Source organism: Anabaena lutea FACHB-196 (assembly GCF_014698305.1).
In the GTDB taxonomy this organism is placed as follows: domain Bacteria; phylum Cyanobacteriota; class Cyanobacteriia; order Cyanobacteriales; family Nostocaceae; genus Anabaena; species Anabaena lutea.
Map to the genome: position 1 here is coordinate 31,988 of NZ_JACJST010000034.1, position 20,836 is coordinate 52,823.

Below are 20,836 nucleotides of genomic sequence, written 5' to 3' on the forward strand. Positions count from 1 at the left end.
TTCAATTTTGGATTTTGGATTGTTTTTTAACACTAATCTAAAATTATTCTGACTCCTGACTCCTTGATCTCCTGACTCCTTATATAAAAACTTCTTCAACTCGCAACTGACGTTTAATTTCCAAACTTCTGAGATATTCTATGGGTTCTGAAGGATTAAAGACTTTGCCATCAAATAATTGAATTGTTTCTTCTCTACCAATATCTAAAATTCCCATTTCTCGTGCGGCTGCACCAAAGATATCTGAACGGCAAACTCTATCAATTACTTCTATCCAGTTTTTGGGGAAAGCTACCAAACCCCAACGGGCTAGTTGAGTTAAAATCCATAGCATTTCATTACGGTCTGGGTAGTTGGCTTTGTTGAAATAAAATTGATGTGAAGTCTGGGATTGGTTGTAATTATTCTGCTGGTAATTATCTATTAAACCTGGACGAAGATGCAGAGAATTACTACCCAAATAATTAGGTTGAGAAATTAATGTGAGAATTTCTTCCCGGTTGCGAATGTCATCGCAATATTCACAAGCTGCTAATAGGGCTTTTACTAATGCTAGATGTGTTTGGGGATTTTCCTGCGCCCAATCTTCTCGCACTCCTAATATTTTGTCTGGATGTCCTTGCCAAAGTTCTGAGGTAATAGCGATGATAAAACCCAAATTTTGATCAACTGCGTGAGAGTTCCAAGGTTCTCCTACACAGTAACCATCAATTTTTCGGTCTTGGAGGGAAGTCACCATTTCTTGTGGTGGAATTACCATCAAACTCACATCTACATCAGGTTGAATCCCACCTGCTGCTAACCAATAGCGCAATAATAGGTTTTGCATGGATGCAGGATGGACAATTCCCAAGGTGTGGGTTTTGTCTAAGTCAGCGTTGATGGTGGCTTGAAAGTCTGCTAAGTTTCTTACTCCAGTGTTGAGTAGTTCTTTGCTGAAGGTAATGGCGCTACCATTGCGGGAGAGGGTCATGGCTGTCACCATTGACACCGCATTTTTACCTCCAGCACCTAAAGTCATGGCTAGGGGCATTCCTGCTACCATTTGGGCTGCATCAAGTCTACGAGTTGCTACACCTTTGGCGATGTCTTTCCAGCTAGTTTCGCTGTTAAGGTTGACTTCTAAACCGTATTCGGCAAAGAAACCTTTTTCTTTGGCAACTATTAAGGGCGCGGCTTGGGTGAGGGGAATATAGCCAATTTCTAAATGAACTTTTTCTAAATTGTTGTTGGAAATAATTGCAGGTGCTGTGGGTTGTTTTTGGCGTTTTTTAGCTTGTTTTTGTTGGTTGAGAAAGTAAATTATTTCGTTTCGCAAGTTGTAATAACTGGGATGGTTAACTACTTCCAAACGTTGACGGGGACGGGGAATAGGAACTTCCAGAATTTGCCCAATGTGTGCTTCTGGTCCATTGGTCAACATGACAATGCGATCGCTCAATAATAAAGCCTCATCAACATCATGTGTCACCATTACACAGGTAATTCTGTGTTCATTGCAGATTGTCATTAATTGTGCTTGTAAATTGCCCCTTGTCAGGGCATCCAAAGCGCCAAAAGGCTCATCTAGCAGTAATAGTTTAGGACGGGTAGCTAAAGCACGAGCGATCGCAACTCGCTGTTTCATTCCCCCCGATAATTCACTAGGACGTTTGTTAGCTGCACGACGCAACCCCACCATATCAATATGTTCTTCTATTATTCCTCGACGTTCTCCTTTAGGTAGATTTTGATGTACTTCATCCACAGCCAAAGCGATGTTTTCCCGCACAGTTAACCAAGGAAGCAACGAGTAATTTTGAAAAACTACCATCCTATCAGGTCCAGGTTCTCTTACTTCCCGACCTTCCAGAGTCACACCACCAATACTAGCTTGATCTAAGCCAGCAATAATATTTAGTAAAGTGGACTTACCACAACCTGAATGTCCAATTAAGGAAACAAATTCACCTTCAGAAATTTTCAACTCAATATTTTTTAAAGCGATATATTTACCACCATCAGGGAGGTTAAATATTCGGTCTACGTGGTCAATTTCTAAAAAAGTCTTCATAGGGAATAGGGAATAGGGAACAGGGAACAGGTAATTCAAATAATTCGTAATTATTTTTGTTCTGTATTTACAACCTTTTGGGCAACAAAAGCCACCATTCTATCTAGAATTAATCCCACCAACCCGACATATACCAAGGCGATAATAATCTCACTCATATTGGTTTCGGTAGTAGTGTTATAGGCATCCCAAATAAACGAACCAATGCCCACACCACCAACTAACATTTCCGCCGCGACAATTGCCAACCAAGATAAACCGATACCAATTCTCAAACCCGTGAAAATATAAGGAACAGTTGCCGGAAATATAATTTTCAAGAAATAATTACCCTTCCGCAACCGCAAAACACGAGCCACATTTACATAATCTTGGGGAATATTCTGCACCCCCACAGTTGTATTAATCAAAATCGGCCAAATCGAAGTTATAAAAATTACGAAAATTGCTGAAGGATTAGCTTGTTGAAAAGCTGCCAAAGAAATTGGCAACCAAGCCAAAGGAGGGATAGTTCTTAATACCTGAAAAATCGGGTCTACAGAATTATATAGAAATTTATTAGAGCCAATTAATATTCCTAAAACAACCCCGACAACTGCTGCTAGAGAAAAACCTAAAGCCACCCGTCCTAAACTCGTTAATATCTGCCAACCTAAACCCTTATCACTGTCACCATTATCAAAAAAAGGATGAAGAATAAAAGGGTCCCAAGTTTCACGAATTGTTTCTATCGGACCAGGTAATTGAAAACTAGGAATTAAACAAAGTAATTCCCACAACACCAGAAACATAATCAATCCAAACAGCGGCGGCATAACCTTGTTAATCAAAAATTTATTAATAGCCTTTTGCTGTTTACTAATAACTCTACGACTTCCAACAATAGCAGTCATGTATTTCTCCTAAGTAAAATATTAAAAATCTCTTTTCCTTCTCTTCTCTGCGTCTTTGCGCCTACCCTGCGGGATCTCCTGACGGAGATTGCGTGAGACTTAAAAAATTTAATTAATCCAGTAGACTATGTTGGGTTGCACTTTCGCTTAGAGGATGTTTGAAAAGTATCAGAATTAATCGATATCCTCCCTAGCCCTTAGAAAGGGGGGCTAAATTCTTCAAAGTCCCCCTTAGAAAGGGGGATTTAGGGGGATCAGCGGGTGTCAGATCCAACACGAAAAAGTTTTCAAACAACCTCTTAACCCAACCTACAATTACACCTTCTTAATTTGCAAACTCTTTAAATATTCTTCCGGTTTTTCTGGGTCGAATTTCACCCCATCAAAAAATGTTTCCACACCACGAGAAGAACTTGCTGGAATTTGAGCAGCAGCTACACCCAAAGCTTTAGCAGCTTGTTTCCATAAATCTTCTCTATTTACCTGGTCAACAATTTCCTTCACCTTCGTATCTTTAGGTAAATAACCCCAACGAATTTCTTCAGTTAAAAACCAAGTATCATGACTCTTATAGGGATAGGAAGCATTATCTTCCCAATACTTCATGCGATATGCGAAGTTTTGCTCTTTGCGTCCATCACCATAATCAATATTACCTTTAGCCCGTTCTAAAATATCAGCCACAGCAACATTAAAGTATTTTCTATCAGCGCAGATTTTACACATTTCTTCTTTATTTTCTGGCTGATCACACCATTGTTGTGCTTCCATAATTGCCATCAAAATTGCTTGTGTAGCATTGGGATTTTTATCAACCCAATCTTTACGCATAGCAAAGGCTTTTTCTGGATGATCATTCCATAATTCACCTGTCGATAAAGCGGTATAACCTAATTTTTGACTAACTAATTGAGCGTTCCAAGGTTCTCCCACACAAAAAGCATCAACAGTTCCAACTTTCATATTTGCTACCATTTGTGGTGGTGGTACTGCTTCCAAAATTACATCTTGATCAGGATTAATACCGCCAGCAGCTAACCAATAGCGCATCCATAAATCGTGTGTACCACCGGGAAAAGTCATGGCAACTTTCATGGATTTTTTATCAGCTTTAGCTTTATTTACTGATTCTTTAAGTGATTTACTTTGTAAACCAACTTTCAAATCTTTGAATTTTTCCGCAACTGAAATGGCTTGACCATTGATATTTAAACGCGCCAAAAGATACATTGGCACTTTATCATTCATGGTGAGAAGATAAGGCATTGGGGTAAGAATGTGTGCGCCATCAATACCACCACCAGATGAACCAATTTTCAGATTATCGCGTGTGACTGGCCAGGATTTTTGTTTGCTGACTTCAACATCAGTCATGCCATATTTAGCAAAGAAACCTTTCTCTTTGGCAATAATTAAAGGTGCAGAATCAGTTAATGCAATAAATCCTAATTTGGCTTTGGTTGTTTCAACTTTTGACGCATTACTAACTGTGGAATTGTTAGCCAGTTTAGCAGTGGAAGAAGCAGCAGTATCTGTTGTTGCTGACTTAGAGTTACCGGATGAACAACCGTGTACCAAGATAGAAGTTGCTGCTGCTACACTTGAAGTAATAATAAATTTTCTGCGAGAAATATTGCTCATTGTCAACTCTCAGTCAGGTTTTATTTAGGTTTACGGTTATGTCTGGATTTTGGCGATTGATTTAATGGGAAATTAAGGCTTCTTCCCGAACTTTTGCGCCGAAGTTTTGAATGAGTATTTCTCTCAACACGGGTTGTAAGTCTTCACAGGGAATACTTTTTTGTACACAAGTTCCTAGATGTGCATCTTTCCCAACTGTTCCACCCATGTAAATGTCTACACCTTCCGTCATTTTGCCATTTTTACGGACTTTAGTTCCCATTAAGCCAATATCTGCTACTTGGGGTTGTCCGCAGGAATTAGGGCATCCAGTCCAATGAATTCGCACAGGACGAGATAAAATTAATTCAGATTCCAATGATTTAATCATTGCTAAGGCGCGGTTTTTGGTTTCTATTAAGGCAAAGTTGCAAAATTGTGCGCCGGTGCATGATACTAGCGATCGCATCAATAAACCAGGATTAACTGCAAATCTCTTTAATATTTCTTCGGTGAAAAATGTTGTTAAACTGGAATCGGGAATATTGGGGATAATGATATTTTGCTCTACGGTAAACCGGATTTCTCCACTTCCATAAACTTCGGCTAACCGGGCAATTTCAAACATATCATCAGCATACAATCGCCCGACAGGAATATTTAAACCTGCATAGTTAAATCCAGGTTGTTTTTGTTTGTATATCCCCACATGATCGCGTTTTTCCCAGTCAATTTCATCTTTAGCTGCTGCGGGTAATAATGATTTACCAAAACGCTTTTCTACTTCATTTCGGAATTTTTCTATACCCCATTCATCCAGTAGCCACATTAACCGGGCTTTTTGTCTATTTGCACGTAAGCCATGATCTCGGAAAATCTCAACTATGACTTTACATAACAAAACAACTTCTGCGGGAGATACCCAAACATTTAGAGGAATAGCAGCTTCACAACGTTTTGCTGAAAATAAGCCGCCGACAATGACGTTAAAACCGAATATTGGTAATTGATCTTTATTTCCCCAAAAAGCGGGAATAAAGGCTAAATCGTTAATTTCTGCATGAACTGAATTATCTCTTCCTCCAGTAATCGCAATATTAAATTTACGAGGAAGATTGCTGAATTCTGGATTACCTTCACCGTTGTTAGTGAGCATATCTTGGATTTGCTGCACTAATTCCCTGGTATCATAAAATTCATCTGCATCCAAACCAGCTACAGGATCGCCTGTAATATTACGGATGTTATCCATCCCCGATTGAATGGTGGTTAAGCCAACTTTGTGAAATTTATTAAAGATATCTGGAATATCTTCAATATTGATCCCGCGTAGTTGTATATTCTGTCTGGTGGTAATATCAGCGCTGCCATTTTCACCGTAACGCTGTACCACTTCTGCTAAAGCAGACATTTGATTGCTGGTGAGAATACCGTTAGGTAAACGCATCCGCATCATGAATTTACCGGGAGTCACTGGACGGAAGAATACACCTAACCATTTTAGGCGATGGTTGAGGTCGTCTTCGTCCATTGCTTCCCAACCGATTTGGGCAAAATTTTCTATTTCGTTTTTAACTGCAAGTCCGTCTTTTTCAGCTTTGAATTTCTCGAATTTATTGAGTTTTTCGGTGGTAGTTGCTGTTTCTGTCATGGGCTGTTGTATTAGGAACAGGACTTAATTAACTGTGTATCCGTGTTCTTCTCGCTGATGTACTTGCCACTTTGGGGAAATAACTGATAGTAGTTTCCTGGTTGGTGGTTGTAACTGTTTCGATGTTGTTACGTTAAGGTGATTTTTTATAACAATTCGTATAGTAGGTTACTAAATTTGAGTAATCATGCAGAAATAGGATATTGTAATTGCTGTTTTTGCATGAGGTATGGGGTTATATTTTTATAAATACGTTTAAATACATCTAAGCGATAATGGGAATCTGGTTTTTCGCGTAGGTATTTTATGAGTTGTTATTTTGTAGGGGTTTATTAACCCTCTTTCATTAAACTGGGAAGCACAAAAATAATTTCCTAATTTGTAAATCCAGATGTGATAAAAGTTAAACCGTTTTATTGCTAACAAAATATGGCGAATATTTTGAAACATTAATAAATCGCTAAAACACTGATTAAATAAATGTTTCAAATTTTGCGCTGCCGAAAGTGATGAAACAGGGTTAAAATAAAGGAAAGAGTCAAGTTTTAAAAATGAGAAGTCTTCCACTTTTAAAGATCATCATATTTTTCCCCTATTTCTTGCATTAGCCTAGAAAAATGTGCATTTTCTTCATCTACAGACAGTACTGGTAATTTTCGATATTCAGATATAGCATAAAAAGCAATAAACTCAGGTGCTGACCATCCACTTTTCCAAATCAATTTTTTATTTGTTAATACAATACCTTCTTTAGCATCATTCCAAAAGCCAGTATTCTTTAAGGCTAATATTTTTTCATCAGATTCCATAACGGAAGCTGCATAGCTAGATATAGTATTTGATAACTTATCTAAGGTAATATCAGGAGAAATTTCAAAGCCCTCAATTTTATACGGTTTATATTATGGCTACTTTCTTTGACAACCTCTTTGGTTGCACTGTCAAATTTTTTAGCAACAGCCCCAAACAACCATCCCATCATATCTTCGCATCCTTTAACAGCACAATCTCAAATAGATACGATTATAAATCTAACACGCATCTTTAAGTGTGTCTAGAAACGTCAAAAATTTTTTAAGTATACAATGTAAAACTTAATAATTAAACAATTAACTTCAAAATATGACACAATCTATTACTCACAAATTAACACTGAAGGAATGAACAGACATCACAAAACTAAAAAATGCTACAATATATAACATCCATGAATATTATTTACATTTCTCTGGAGAAAATATTATGTTATCAACAGAACTTCAACAAGAATCCATGCTCAACAGAATTGAGAAAATTGTGGCTATTTTAATGGAAGAACGTCCTTTGTTTAAAGAAGAACTTAATCCAACGGAGGTGGTTGAACTTTTATGTAAACTATTTGAAACCAACTTACCGATTGAAGAATTTAATACTATGTCAGATCAAGAATTGAAAAAGCATTGTAGCTCGATTATGGTGACAGAAGCAGTCGCAGGGACTTTGAATGAATTAACACCTGAACAAATGGCTATTTTTGATGAAGCAATTAAACGAAAATAGATCAATGACTTATTTATTAGATACAAACATTGTTTCCTTAGCAATGAAAAATAATCTCAAAATTAAGGGAAGACTAGAACAATTACAATCTCAAAGAGAATTAGTGTGTATAAGTTGCATTACTTATTTTGAGGTTAAAAGAGGATTATTTGCAGTAAAAGCAACTAAACAACTGACAAGATTTGATGAGTTTTGCCAAGATTACCAAATTATTTTTATAAATGATTTAGCGATTTTAGAAAAAGCGGCAGAAATTCATGCAAATCTCAGACTAAGAGGATTACCAATCCAAACAGAAGATATTTTAATTGCTGCAACTGCTATTATTAAAAGTTTTATTCTCGTTTCTAATGATAGTGATTTATTGAGAGTTCAAGAATTAAGTTTAGAGAATTGGTTACAGGAATAATGACAGTTTCAAAGTTTAACAGTAATAATATATATTAGTGAGAAATTACACATTAACTAAAAGCAACTAATGAAACGTCGTGAGTTTATAAACTGGGTGGGTTTAGGTTGTTTAGCTAGTTCTCTACCTGTCGCACTTGCAGCCTGTTCTCCCGAAACTAGCACCTCGGCTACTTCTGGATCTAATGATGCTAATAAGGGCTGGCAAAAGGTGGGTACTATTGCAGAATTAGACAAAACGGGGCAATTATTGGCTGAGAATTCGCCAGTTGGTGCAGTGTTAGTAGTGGGAACTTCTAAAGCTGCAAAAAATTTAATTGCTGTTAACCCTACTTGCACTCACAAAGGTTGCACAGTTGCGTGGAAAGCAAATAAAAATCAATTTGTTTGCCCCTGTCATGATGCAGAATTTGGTGGTGATGGCAAGGTACAAGAAGGGCCAGCAGAAAAACCACTAAAAACTTACCAGGCTAAAATTGAAGCTGGTTCTGTCTTAGTTAAAGCAACTTAAGAAAGTAGAACTTGGTAGATTTGAGTTAATTGATCTCGTCCTTTTAGCTGGCTACTGCCGATAAATTTTGTAGGAAACTTATCTTTAATATGTTGATAAGTTTCTTCACTAATCAAAATTCGGCAAAGTCCACAATTCAAAGATTTATCATAACTTTCTAGTCGAGATGCGATGTTTACGGTGTCTCCCAGGGCTGTATATTCGGCTCTTTGAGCATTGCCTAGTATACCTGTAACGACTGTTCCTGTGGCAATACCAATGCGGATAGCAACGGTGGGATTACCTGATAACTGCCACTGTTGATTGAGCGATCGCAATTTATCTGCCATTGCTAAAGCACAACCGACGGCATTTTCGGCATCAACGGTGATTTCCGCCAACTTTGTCCGTTGAATTGGCACACCAAACAGCGCCATTACCGCATCACCGATAAATTTATTCACCATCCCGTTATATTCCAGGACAATATCAGCCATTGCTTGCATATATTCATTCAGCCAAGACATCAGCGCTGTAGGACTTATAGTTGTAGCAATAGAGGTAAAACCCTCTAAGTCTGAAAATAGTACGGTTGCTGTCATTTCTCGCCCGACAATTGACCCTTTTTGGAGCAAATTGTGGCGAGAAGTCCAGATTTGATCAGCGACTTGAGATGTAACTTGCTGTTTAAACAAGGCCATGAGAGTGTATCGGTCTTGACGTTCTAAACGGGTAGTGTAGATAGCAATAGCGATCGCAGATCCTCCTAAACCTAGCAAAGGTGGAACTACGGGAATCCACCAACCTCGCAGGAAAACCAGGTAAGAACCAAAAATCAAACTACTTCCAGCCACTATTAAACTTAATATCGTTTCTCTGTAGGAAATATTTTTATAAATAAATTTTTGAGAACGCAATGTCCAACCAAGAATAGCACCAACAAAAGACCATAAAATAATCCATAACCATTGTATTTCTTGGGAACTACCCCGCATCATCGGCCTACCGTCCAGTGCAGCACTCAAAATTTGGCTGATAACATTAGCATGAATAACTACCCCAGGCATTCTTTCTGGAAAAGCACTAACAGAACTGCTATAAGGGGTGAAAAAATCATCATGTAGACTAGCCGCAGTTGCACCAATTAAAACAATGCGATCGCGTCCCCAATTTGGCGGTACTTCACCATTTACCACTTGCATGATTGAATATTTTTGAAAGTTGTCTTGCGTCCCCCGAAAATTTAGTAAAATCTGGTAGCCTCGATCATCAACCCGAATATAACCACCATCATTTTTTTGAAAAGGTATAAATGTAGCTTTTCCTAATTGATAATGGCGTTTATCTGCATCCAATTCTTGTAACTCAACACCCTTATTTTCCAAATACATTAAAGATAGTCTTGTGGCCAAACTCAAAACTTGCTCATCCGATTTAGGTTCAAGGGAAATGATCCCCCGACGGACTTTACCATCTGCATCTAATAACAAATCGGAAGCTGCTATTTGATCACGTTTACTTAAAATAGGATGGGGATTTACTTCCGGGCCAAGTCCATCTCCTACTACCTTTTTTACTCCAATCAGATTTGGTGTAGATTGGAGGATCTGAATTAGTTGTTCATGACCAGGTTGTACAGGTAAATCTCGATATAAATCCAACCCAATAGCTAGGGGTTTTTGTTGGCGAATTTTATCCAGCATTTTCGCAAGCACAGCATCGGGAATTGGCCATTGTCCAACTTTTCTAATTGTGTCTTCATCAATAGTGACTATCACAATGCGGGAGTCTTGCGGTTCTGGGGGACGCAGTTTAAAAAACTGGTCGAGTGCTGCCCAATCTATCATCTGAAACAGCCCCAGAACCCGCATGAGAATGATGAAACCCGCTACTGATGGAGTCACTATCAATACTGCTCGCCAGCTATTGAGGAACTGTTTGAGTTTAATCACATCAGCGGACTGTTAATTTTTGGGTTGCTGACAACAATCAACAACAGGGACTTGGCTAAGTTCAGTTAAGCCAACAGACTGAAGCAGTTCTTGCCATTCAGCGCCAATTTGAGTATTTTGGGGAAGCGATCGCTTCAAGTCAGCTAATGTGGCTACAGTGTCATACCAAAGCCCATTCTGAGCATAGAGTTTAGCTTTTTCTAGAGGGCTAGCAGTTGCGAGACTACTGTTGAGAGCCGAACTGAGTTCAACACGTTCCAATCTTCCTTCCAGAACGATATCCCGTTGTCGTTCCTCTGGATCACAAATCAAAGCCAGATTCCATTTATACTGCTTACCAACTGCCAAAGGTTCAGCTGCTTGAGGAATTTTAAAACTAGTAATCCCGGAGGTAGCATTCAAATCAACGATAGTTTGGTAAATTCCGTTTCCTTCTTCATCCCACAAAGTTAACTCAGCCTTTCGAGTTGCAGGTTCAGATATCTTCACCAAGACGGTAGGATAAGCCGCAGCGGTTAATTCCCTTTCTGTCGCTGGAATCAATGCAGTCAAAATTGGTTGTGGGGATGAAGTCCCAACGTGCTGACAAACTCCCCTAGTTGCGCCCCCTGCGGTTTTCTGGGGACTACCTTTAGCGCGAAAGGTGACACTGTAGGCTGGTGCTAAGGGTAATAGTACCAGTCCGGTAAAGAGCATGGATAACACAGAACGAGATAATTTTTGCATATTCATAATTTAAGATTGAAAGTTATCTAGTCACGACTTACACAAAATCAGGAAGAAACGAACCGCGAAGGCGCGTTCGCAAAGCGTTCTGAAGCAAAGGACACGAAGAAAGAAGGGTTTGAGAGAGTTCTTGCGTAAGTCCTGCTAGTTATATAAACAAGGAATATTTACTGTATTTCTGTAGTTATGATTTCTAACTTTCTAAGTATTTCTCCAAAATCAGGATATTAGTGGTATTTACTGAGAAAGAAGCCTTTAGCCGAGCATTCCAGAGTTTTAATGAACTTTTTTGTGACTTTATACAGTTTACCAATATGAATTAATTGTAAATTTTATAAGAACTAATGTGATTATACTGAAAAGAACTGAAAAATAAAATACCCTCTGGTAAAAATTCACAATACCTTTAAACTAATCAACATCTGATAAAAAATAATTATGGGTTGTCCGAAACCCTTTGTAAGACAATGTCCTTCGGTAGGCCTACGCCCATATGAGTTGTGCCTATGCCTTTTCCGAATATCTCCAATTCTTATTGCCAATTTCCTATCAACACAAAGGCTGACCAAAAATAGGGATTCTGGAATTTGCGATTTTTTATTAGTAATAGTTGAGCATTGCGGAGGGCTTCGGCTTTACTAACTTTAGACTTGGCCAATTGCCGATAAAATTCACTAATCAGGATAGAGGTTGATTCGTCATTAACTTGCCAGAGAGTACCGACAGTACTACGAGCGCCGGAACGAATGGCGATACCTGCCAAGCCTAAAGCCGCACGTTCATCACCAGAAGCAGTTTCACAGGCACTGAGAACTAACAGTTCAATAGGGAGTTTTTGGACATCATTGCGGGATTCTCGCAATAATTGGTCTAATTCTTTCACATTTAGCCGCTGATTCCAAGTCAAAATAAAGGTATCTGCGGCATTAGAGCTAAATTGACCATGTGTAGCTAAATGAACAATAGGAAAAGACACGGCTTTGATTTGCTTTTGTAGCGACTCAACTATAAACCGCTGATTTAAAAGTGTATGTGTTGGTATCTCCGATGAAATCTGCTGAATTTCAGTAGCCACATCTGGTAAAGCTGGAAAACCCTGACGCGCTTCTGTCAGTGCAGCAATTAAGGCTTTTAGTTTTACTTGGGTGAGGGGTTTAGGTTCGAGGAGTTGGAGTCCGGGAGTCAGAGCAATGTTATATTTTTCCAGGAGATATTGTTGGCCATCATGGAGCGTGGCCATTGGTAAACTTTGCAAAGAGCCATCGAGAACAAATACCAAGGTTTTGATGCCATTGGCGGTCAAATCAGCCTCAGCGGGACGAATTAGCCAATTATAGAGTTTTTGAACTATCGGTAATCGCTCTTGCGGGAAAGCCGTCCTTCTCAGGGAAATTCGGGCTTGTTTAATGGTAGTTTTTAATTCTGTTTGGGGTTTATTAGTAGTGTATTTACGTAAAGGTTTGTTAGGAATAGAGAGAATAACTTCTAGACGGTCATTTAAAATAATTGGATAAATAACAGCTGCTGTGGGATCAATTTCATCAATTAATTTTGGTTTAGCATCTGCACAAGCATCACGGAAAAAGTTATCTAATTCTGCTAATTGCAAAGATTCGATTATCTGACGGGCTTGTTGCAATTTAGCCTGACTGGGAGATTCTTCTTGCAGCAGCAACCCGACTAACTCCCGATAAATTGGTTCGACACTTTCCCGAAAAGAAAATTGGACATCAGGGTTAACTGTCACCAAATCACCGCGCAATGAACCGAGAATTTTAATAGCTTGGGTATATTGAGAAATTGCTCCTCCAGTATTTTTCTGTGATTTTTGAATACGTCCCAGTTGCCAGAACAATTGATAAGCAATATCAGGATACTCAAAAGACGGTGCTAAATTCAAGGCTTGATTGGTATAAATTTCTGCTTTTGTCCATTGTTTTTGTAGTTCAGATAATCTCCCCTGAGTGAGTAATATATAAGCTTGAGTGCGGGGAGTTCCTAAATTCCGGGCTTGTTGATAAGCACGGTTGAGAATTTGTTCAATTTCTGTAAATGATTCTGAAGAATGTATTGCTAATTTAATTAAACTTTCAACTAAATTAATTTGGGAATAAATTCCCGTTTGATTATTGGAAATTTGGTTACTTTGTGGTTTTAATTTTAACCATAAAGTTTGTGATTCTTGCCATTTTTGCGAATCTGTCAATAAACTAAGATGATTCAATAAAGCTTGGATTTGAGTATTTTGACGAGTTGCTAATTGAGCAGAACTGACATAAGCCGAAAGTGCAGTTTCTTGATATTGGTTTTTTTGTTGTTTGTTTAAAGCAGGTTGATTAGCAAAAGCACGGGCTGTATTGCCGATATTTAAATAAACTTCAGCTTGTATTTGAGGAAGACTTAATTTTTCAGCAGATTGTAAACCTAAAGTTAAAATTTCTTGGGATTCATTCAACTGCCCTAAAACTCGCAGAACATGACCTAAAGCATTTATAGATTGAATATTCTGCAAAGAGAATAATTGGTTTTTCCAAGTTTCTAATATTGCAGAAGTAATTTCACAGGTTGATGTTTCTAAATTTAAAGATAGTAATAATGTTTGGCAAGCTCTGGGATATAATCCTAATGATTGTAAAGCTAAACTTTGGTTAATTTGATTTTGGATAATTCGGTCTTTTGCTCCTAGATATTTGTGGATTTTAGCTGATTGAATCCAAGTATCTAGAGCATCTTGAATTTTACCCCGTTCAAATTGTAATTGTCCTTGGATATCGAGAGTTTGGGCAAGTATTCGCTGTTGTTCAGAAGTTGGAGATTGGGATTTGAGGAGGGAAAGACTAAAATTGATATTTTCTTCCGCTTGTTCCCATTGTCCTAATTGTCCGAAAGTTGCAGCCAGATTACTTAAAACCATACCTTGATTTAAGAAGTCTCCCTGATTCTTAAATCCGGTTGCAGCTTGTTGTAATAAAGGGACAACTTCTGGAAACTTTCCCGCATCATAAAGAATCCGAGCTTGTTGAATAATTGTCTGTGATTGCTGCATTTGAGCGATTACAGGAGTAATGCCCATTGTCAATAATAAAGAGAGGAAAAACAATAAAATAGATTTTAGAAGCGATTGGGTAAATTTCATCATTTTTCTTCCCTTAACCGACTTCACAATTATCATTTACATTTAGATGCGGTTAACTAATTATTTTTTAGGCATCAATTCACTTAATTAAAGCTAAAAATAAATCTCCGCGTAAGAGCGTTTGTCCATTTGTATCAACCTTAAAGTGAAGTGGTATCACCTTCTATACTTTTGAGTTTCCCTCTCTTGACAAAAATGCCATCCTTCCCCGCCCATTAAAAAATCCCCCACCTTGCGGCAGGGGATTGATTACCTAAAACCAGTAGTCAGGATCAACCGAACTTACCAGCAGTAGAGGCAATGAGGAAAGCTGCGTAAGTGACGATGTAGCCAACAGTGAAGTGAGCTAGACCAACCACACGAGCTTGAACAATGGAGAGAGCAACGGGCTTGTCTTTCCAGCGAACCAAGTTAGCTAGAGGAGTACGCTCGTGCGCCCAAACCAAGGTTTCGATCAACTCTTGCCAGTAACCTCTCCAAGAGATGAGGAACATGAAACCGGTTGCCCAGATTAGATGTCCAAAGAGGAACATCCAAGCCCAAACAGACAAGTTATTCATGCCGTAGGCGTTGTAACCGTTAATCAACTGAGCAGAGTTAGCCCAGAGGTAGTCACGGAACCAGCCCATTAGGTAGGTAGAGTTTTCGTTGAACTGAGCAACGTTACCTTGCCAAATACCTAGATGTTTCCAGTGCCAGTAGAAGGTTACCCAACCAATGGTGTTCAACATCCAGAACATAGACAGGTAGAAAGCGTCCCATGCGGAGATATCGCAAGTACCGCCACGGCCTGGACCGTCGCAGGGGAACGCATAGCCGAAGTCCTTTTTATCGGGCATCAGCTTAGAACCACGCGCATCCAAAGCACCTTTAACAAGTACTAGGGTGGTGGTGTGGATAGCCAAAGCGAATGCGTGGTGAACCAAGAAGTCGCCAGGGCCGATTGTTAAGAAGAGAGAGTTAGTACCAGAGTTAATGGCATCTAACCAGCCAGACAACCAAACGTTACCGTAGTTGGGATAGGCTGTGTAAGCGACGCTATCGGGGTTAGACAGCAATGTGTCTAAACCGTAGAGTACTTTACCGTGAGCAGCTTGAATGAACTGAGCAAATACTGGCTCAATCAAGATTTGCTTTTCAGGAGTACCGAAAGCAACTACTACGTCGTTGTGAACGTACAAGCCCAAGGTGTGGAAGCCTAAGAAGAGAGACACCCAGCTGAGGTGGGAGATGATCGCTTCTTTGTGCTGCAAAATCCGGTCTAATACGTTGCCCTTGTTTTGTTCGGGGTCGTAGTCACGTACCCAGAAGATGGCGGCGTGGGCGAATGCACCAACCATCAAGAAACCAGCGATGTACTGGTGGTGAGTGTACAGTGCTGCCTGTGTTGTGTAGTCCCTAGCAATGAATGCGTAAGGAGGCAGGGAGTACATATGCTGCGCCACCAAAGAAGTAATAGTTCCTAGTGCAGCCAATGCCAAAGACAGTTGGAAGTGCAGGGAGTTATTGATGGTGTCGTACAGACCTTGGTGAGGCAGGTTGAACTGACCTTCACTTTTGCTACCGGGAACTAAACCGGATTTGGAGTTCAGCATTTCTTTGATGCTGTGACCAATTCCAAAGTTAGTGCGGTACATATGACCGGCGATGATGAAGATAACAGCGATCGCCAAGTGGTGGTGAGCCATGTCAGTCAACCACAAGGATTCTGTTTGGGGGTGGAAACCGCCCAAGAATGTAAGAATCGCTGTACCAGCACCAGTTGAAGTACCAAACAGATGACCGGCAGTATCAGGGTTCTGAGCGTAAACACCCCAGTTACCAGTGAAGAAGGGGGTTAAGCCTTCTGGATGGGGAGCTACAGTTAAGAAGTTATCCCAACCTACGTGAATACCACGAGATTCAGGAATAGCAACGTGAACCAAGTGACCAGTCCAAGCCAAGGAGCTAACACCGAATAAACCAGCTAAGTGGTGGTTCAGACGGGGTTCAGCACTCTTGAACCAAGAAAGACTAGGACGAAACTTGGGTTGCAAATGCAACCAACCTGCAAACAAGAATACTGCTGACAATAGGAGCAGACCTAAAGAACCTGTGTAAAGTTCAGTGTTTGTCCGCATCCCGATTGTGTACCACCAGTGGTAAACACCAGAGTAGGCAATGTTTACGGGGTTGCTTGCGCCAGCTTGGGTGAAAGCTTCAATCGCAGGCGCACCGAAGTGAGGGTCCCAAATCGCGTGAGCGATAGGACGGACGTGAAGGGGATCTTTAATCCACTGTTCAAAGTTACCTTGCCAGGCTACGTGAAACAGGAGGCTGGATGCCCACAGGAAGATGATTGCCAAGTGACCGAAGTGCGTAGCGAAAATCTTTTGGTAAAGATTTTCCTCCGTCATGCCATCGTGGCTTTCAAAGTCATTGCCTGTAGCGATCGCATACCATATCCGACGAGTAGTCGGGTCCTGTGCGAGATCCTGGCTAAATTTTGGAAATTTTGTTGCCATAGGTTTGATATGTCCTCTGACCTTTAGCCATCAGGTATCAGTAAAATTTTAGATTCTAGACTTTGGATTTTGGATTAAATCTAAAATCTAAAATCCAAAATTCAACTGATTACTACCCTACTGAAAGGATGTGTGCGTGGAAGAATGCCCAGGTGGTGGCAATTCCTCCTAATAGATAGTGAGCTACACCTACAGCCCGACCTTGAGTGATGCTCAAAGCGCGAGGTTGTATTGTTGGTGCTACTTTCAGTTTATTGTGCGCCCAAACAATGGACTCAATTAGTTCTTGCCAGTAGCCACGACCACTGAACAGGAACATTAAGCTGAATGCCCAAACAAAGTGAGCGCCTAGGAACATGAGTCCATAAGCAGAGAATTCACTTCCGTAGGAGTTGATTACCTGTGTAGCTTGCGCCCACAGGAAGTCACGCAACCAACCATTGATGGTGATAGCGCTTTCGGCAAAGTTACCGCCAGTGATGTGAGACACATTACCTGCTGCGTCTACAGTTCCCCACACATCAGATTGCATCTTCCAGCTGAAGTGGAAAATTACTATTGACAGGGAGTTATACATCCAGAACAGTCCTAGGAACACATGGTCCCAACCAGACACTTGACAGGTACCGCCACGACCTGGCCCGTCGCAAGGGAAGCGGAAACCTAAGTTTGCCTTGTCTGGAATCAGACGAGAACTGCGGGCGTACAGTACACCTTTGAGCAGAATCAGAACGGTGACGTGAATGGTGAAGGCGTGAATGTGGTGAATTAGGAAGTCTGCTGTACCCAAAGCTATGGGCATCATTGCGACTTTGCCGCCTACTGCCAACACACCGCCACCAAAAGCATAGCTAACTGGTGCTAACGCATTGGGTGCTGTGGCACCTGGAGCCAGTGTGTGCAGGTTTTGTACCCACTGAGCAAACACAGGTTGCAACTGAATTGCTGCGTCGGAGAACATATCTTGAGGACGACCCAACGCTCGCATTGTGTCGTTGTGGATGTACAGTCCAAAGCTGTGGAAGCCTAGGAAAATACATACCCAGTTCAGGTGAGAGATGATAGCGTCACGGTGACGAATCACTCGATCTAGCACGTTGTTTTGGTTAACTACGGGATCGTAATCCCGCACCATGAAGATCGCTGCGTGAGCAGCACCACCAACAATCAAGAAGCCACCGATCCAAATATGGTGAGTGAAAATGCACAACTGTGTAGCGTAATCAGTTGCCAAGTATGGATAGGGAGGCATCGCGTACATATGATGCGCGATGATGATTGTCAATGAACCCAAGAAGGCCAGGTTAGTAGCCAACTGAGCGTGCCAAGAAGTGGTGAGGTTTTCGTAAAGACCTTTGTGACCTTCGCCAGTAAAAGGACCTTTGTGGTTTTCTAGGATATCTTTGATGCTGTGACCGATACCCCAGTTGGTACGGTACATATGACCAGCAATGATGAACAGTACAGCGATCGCTAAGTGGTGATGAGAAATATCACTCATCCACAAGCCACCTGTGACTGGGTTCAAACCGCCTTTAAAGGTCAGAATGTCAGCATAAGTTCCCCAGTTCAAAGTGAAGAAAGGTGTTAAACCGCTGGCAAAGCTGGGATACAACTCTGTCAACAGATCCTTGTTCAAAATGAACTCGTGGGGCAAGGGGATGTCCTTGATGGCCACGCCTGCATCTAATAGCTTGTTGGTCGGTGCGGACACATGAATTAAGTGACCAGCCCATCCCAACGAACCACAACCTAGCAGTACTTGCAAGTGGTGATTCAGCATTGACTCCACGTTCTGGAACCATTCCAGTTTAGGAGCGCGTTTGTGGTAATGGAACCAACCAGCAAATAGGAACAAGCCTGCTAGTACCAAGCCACCAATCGCGGTGCAGTAAAGTTGGAAGGAGTTGGTGATACCCCAGCCACGCCATACTTGAAACAAGCCAGAGGTGATTTGAATGCCGTGGAAACCACCGCCAACATCTCCGTTTAAAATGTCTTGTCCCACAATGGGCCAAACAGTCTGTGCGCTGGGCTTAACTCCTAATGGATCGGCCAGCCAAGCTTCGTAGTTAGAGAACTTAGCGCCGTGGAAGATCATTCCGCTCAACCAGATTGTCACTACAGCCAGGTGGCCAAAGTGAGCGGAGAATATCTTGCGGGATATGTCTTCTAAATCGCTTGTATGAGTGTCAAAATCGTGGGCGAGGGCGTGCAGGTTCCAAATCCAAGTGGTGGTTTTTGGACCTTTAGCTAAGGATCTGTCGAAATGTCCAGGTTGCGCCCATTTTTGAAATGAGGTAGGTACCGGATCATTGTCAACGATGACTCTTGCTTTCTTTTCCTCTCGCTCCGGAGGACTAATCGTCATTCGACCTCCTCTCTAAATAAGGAATGAGGACTTGGGAATACCACATAGTTAGCTTTACTCGTAATTCCAGAGATTTTCTGGAGCCGCGATGACCGCGCTGTGTGGATAGTTGTTTCTGTTGAATTATAGAGTCTATACTTGTACTTTGTTAGAGACATTTTAACAATAATTAAAAATAGCCAGATTTCTTGCCTTATCTGGCTTTTAACGTAAAACAAATTGTTAAAATGTCAATAGCTTATCCATTTAATTTACAAAGAATAACAATTCTTAAAATTTATAGGTACTACTGAGGGTAGCAAATTTGATCTTTTAGGTTATAGTTCCCTATGCACAGTTTGCGCCACAATAATCTGTTAACCGTTGAAGACTATCACAGGGCGAAAGGAATGAACTCTAGGCGTAAAATAGCTTTAGAGAAACTCATCTCTAGGAGTTTCCCGATCCTCAAATGGCTAATAACGTTGGTGTTGGTCTTAAGTTTATACAGTTGTGTTGAGAAAGCGGGAAGTCAAGAAGTATCTATTGACAATCAGACAAAAGCGTCACTAGTATCCCCAATTTCGGGGAAATTTGCAGAAACTACTCCACCAGATGTTATCCAAGAACTGCGTCCCAGCTTGGAAGGTTATCAGCCACAAGTGACCATTCTCAGTCCCCAAGGGGATGAAGTGCTACAAGACGAAACGGTTAAAGTCAGCTTGCAGGTTAAGGATCTACCAATATTTAAAGATCCGCAATGGCAACTTGGCCCCCATTTAAACCTAATTCTTGATAATGAGCCAGATATAGCTGTTTACGACCTAAGTCAACCTTTAGTTTTAACTAACTTATCCCCTGGTACTCATACCCTGCGCGTCTTTGCTTCTCGTCCTTGGGATGAAAGCTTTAAAAATGAGGGCGCTTATGCCCAAACAACATTTCACATTTTTACTAAAACTGACGATAACAACCCTGAACCTAATTTACCAGTATTAACTTACAGTCGTCCCAATGCCAGTTACGGTGCAGAACCGATTATGCTGGATTTTTATCTTACTAACGCGCCTTTACACATTGCTTCTGAAGATGATGTTGAAGACACAATCAGCGATTGGCGCATTCGCTGCACTATTAACGGTGAAAATTTCGTTCTTGACCGTTGGCAAACAGTATATCTTAAAGGCTTTCAACCCGGTAAAACTTGGGTAAAACTAGAATTTCTCGATAATCAGGGAAACCCAGTCAAAAATGCCTTCAACAGTACAGTCAGATTAATTAACTATCAACCAAACGGTAAAGACACGCTTTCGAGAATTGTGAGAGGAGAATTAACCGCTGATGAAGTGCGAGGTATCGTAGACCAGAATTATACGCCTAAAATTCCCGAAACGGAAACGACACCAACTCCCAAAGTTGAAATAATACCCAAACCTCAACCGGAGATAGAAACGCAACCAGTTCCCGAAACGGAAACGACACCAACTCCCAAAGTTGAAATAATACCCAAACCT

At 40.7% G+C, this 20,836-nt stretch carries 14 protein-coding genes; 4 read left to right on the plus strand and 10 right to left on the minus strand.

The annotated features are described in order from the left end of the window. Positions 1-79: 79 nt before the first annotated feature. The 5 genes from H6G59_RS24740 to H6G59_RS24760 form a co-directional block, all read right to left on the minus strand. The gene (locus tag H6G59_RS24740) at positions 80-2,053 is read right to left on the minus strand and encodes an ABC transporter ATP-binding/substrate-binding protein (RefSeq protein ID WP_190719948.1); all 1,974 of its coding nucleotides are present in this window, start codon (positions 2,051-2,053) and stop codon (positions 80-82) included. 50 nt (positions 2,054-2,103) lie between these two features. Continuing rightward, positions 2,104-2,946 carry a nitrate ABC transporter permease gene (gene ntrB, locus H6G59_RS24745; RefSeq protein WP_190719950.1) on the minus strand — a complete coding sequence of 281 codons (843 nt, stop codon included), beginning with the start codon at positions 2,944-2,946 and terminating at the stop codon, positions 2,104-2,106. Between the two features lie 315 nt (positions 2,947-3,261). Then, positions 3,262-4,587 carry a CmpA/NrtA family ABC transporter substrate-binding protein gene (locus H6G59_RS24750; protein ID WP_190719953.1) on the minus strand — a complete coding sequence of 442 codons (1,326 nt, stop codon included), beginning with the start codon at positions 4,585-4,587 and terminating at the stop codon, positions 3,262-3,264. Between the two features lie 61 nt (positions 4,588-4,648). Beyond that, positions 4,649-6,217: a ferredoxin--nitrite reductase gene (locus tag H6G59_RS24755; protein ID WP_190719956.1), complete on the minus strand. Its 1,569-nt coding sequence runs from the start codon at positions 6,215-6,217 to the stop codon at positions 4,649-4,651. A gap of 569 nt (positions 6,218-6,786) precedes the next feature. Continuing rightward, on the minus strand, positions 6,787-7,026 hold the full coding sequence (locus H6G59_RS24760; RefSeq protein WP_190719959.1) for a hypothetical protein: 240 nt from the start codon (positions 7,024-7,026) through the stop codon (positions 6,787-6,789). A 433-nt stretch (positions 7,027-7,459) separates the two neighbouring features. Here H6G59_RS24760 and H6G59_RS24765 point away from each other — a divergent pair, with 433 nt between their 5' ends. The 3 genes from H6G59_RS24765 (at position 7,460) to H6G59_RS24775 (ending at position 8,675) form a co-directional block, all read left to right on the plus strand. Further along, entirely contained in the window at positions 7,460-7,756 is a 297-nt protein-coding gene (locus H6G59_RS24765) for a hypothetical protein (protein WP_190719962.1), read from the plus strand. 4 nt (positions 7,757-7,760) lie between these two features. After that, positions 7,761-8,165 (plus strand): type II toxin-antitoxin system VapC family toxin, encoded by a 405-nt coding sequence (locus H6G59_RS24770; protein ID WP_190719965.1) that lies wholly within the window; start codon positions 7,761-7,763, stop codon positions 8,163-8,165. Positions 8,166-8,234: 69 nt separating this feature from the next. After that, a complete protein-coding gene (locus tag H6G59_RS24775; RefSeq protein WP_190719970.1) occupies positions 8,235-8,675 on the plus strand; it encodes a QcrA and Rieske domain-containing protein in 441 nt (146 codons plus the stop codon). On the opposite strand, the gene H6G59_RS24780 is transcribed toward H6G59_RS24775, so the two are convergent. From H6G59_RS24780 to psaA, 5 genes are all read right to left on the minus strand, one after another. Beyond that, positions 8,672-10,558: a CHASE2 domain-containing protein gene (locus tag H6G59_RS24780; RefSeq protein ID WP_339328004.1), complete on the minus strand. Its 1,887-nt coding sequence runs from the start codon at positions 10,556-10,558 to the stop codon at positions 8,672-8,674. The two genes, H6G59_RS24775 and H6G59_RS24780, sit on opposite strands and share 4 nt — an antisense overlap. Before the next feature lie 60 nt (positions 10,559-10,618). Next, the gene (locus H6G59_RS24785; RefSeq protein ID WP_190719973.1) at positions 10,619-11,338 is read right to left on the minus strand and encodes a DUF928 domain-containing protein; all 720 of its coding nucleotides are present in this window, start codon (positions 11,336-11,338) and stop codon (positions 10,619-10,621) included. A gap of 526 nt (positions 11,339-11,864) precedes the next feature. Next, positions 11,865-14,405 (minus strand): CHAT domain-containing protein, encoded by a 2,541-nt coding sequence (locus H6G59_RS24790; RefSeq protein WP_242038973.1) that lies wholly within the window; start codon positions 14,403-14,405, stop codon positions 11,865-11,867. 335 nt (positions 14,406-14,740) lie between these two features. Then, positions 14,741-16,972, minus strand: coding sequence for a photosystem I core protein PsaB (psaB, locus tag H6G59_RS24795; protein WP_190719976.1), 2,232 nt, complete (start codon positions 16,970-16,972; stop codon positions 14,741-14,743). A 112-nt stretch (positions 16,973-17,084) separates the two neighbouring features. Then, positions 17,085-19,343 carry a photosystem I core protein PsaA gene (psaA, locus tag H6G59_RS24800; RefSeq protein WP_190719979.1) on the minus strand — a complete coding sequence of 753 codons (2,259 nt, stop codon included), beginning with the start codon at positions 19,341-19,343 and terminating at the stop codon, positions 17,085-17,087. 389 nt (positions 19,344-19,732) lie between these two features. On the opposite strand from psaA, the gene H6G59_RS24805 reads away from it, so the two are divergent. Further along, on the plus strand, positions 19,733-20,836 hold a 1,104-nt coding region (locus H6G59_RS24805), incomplete at its 3' end, for a hypothetical protein (protein ID WP_190719981.1).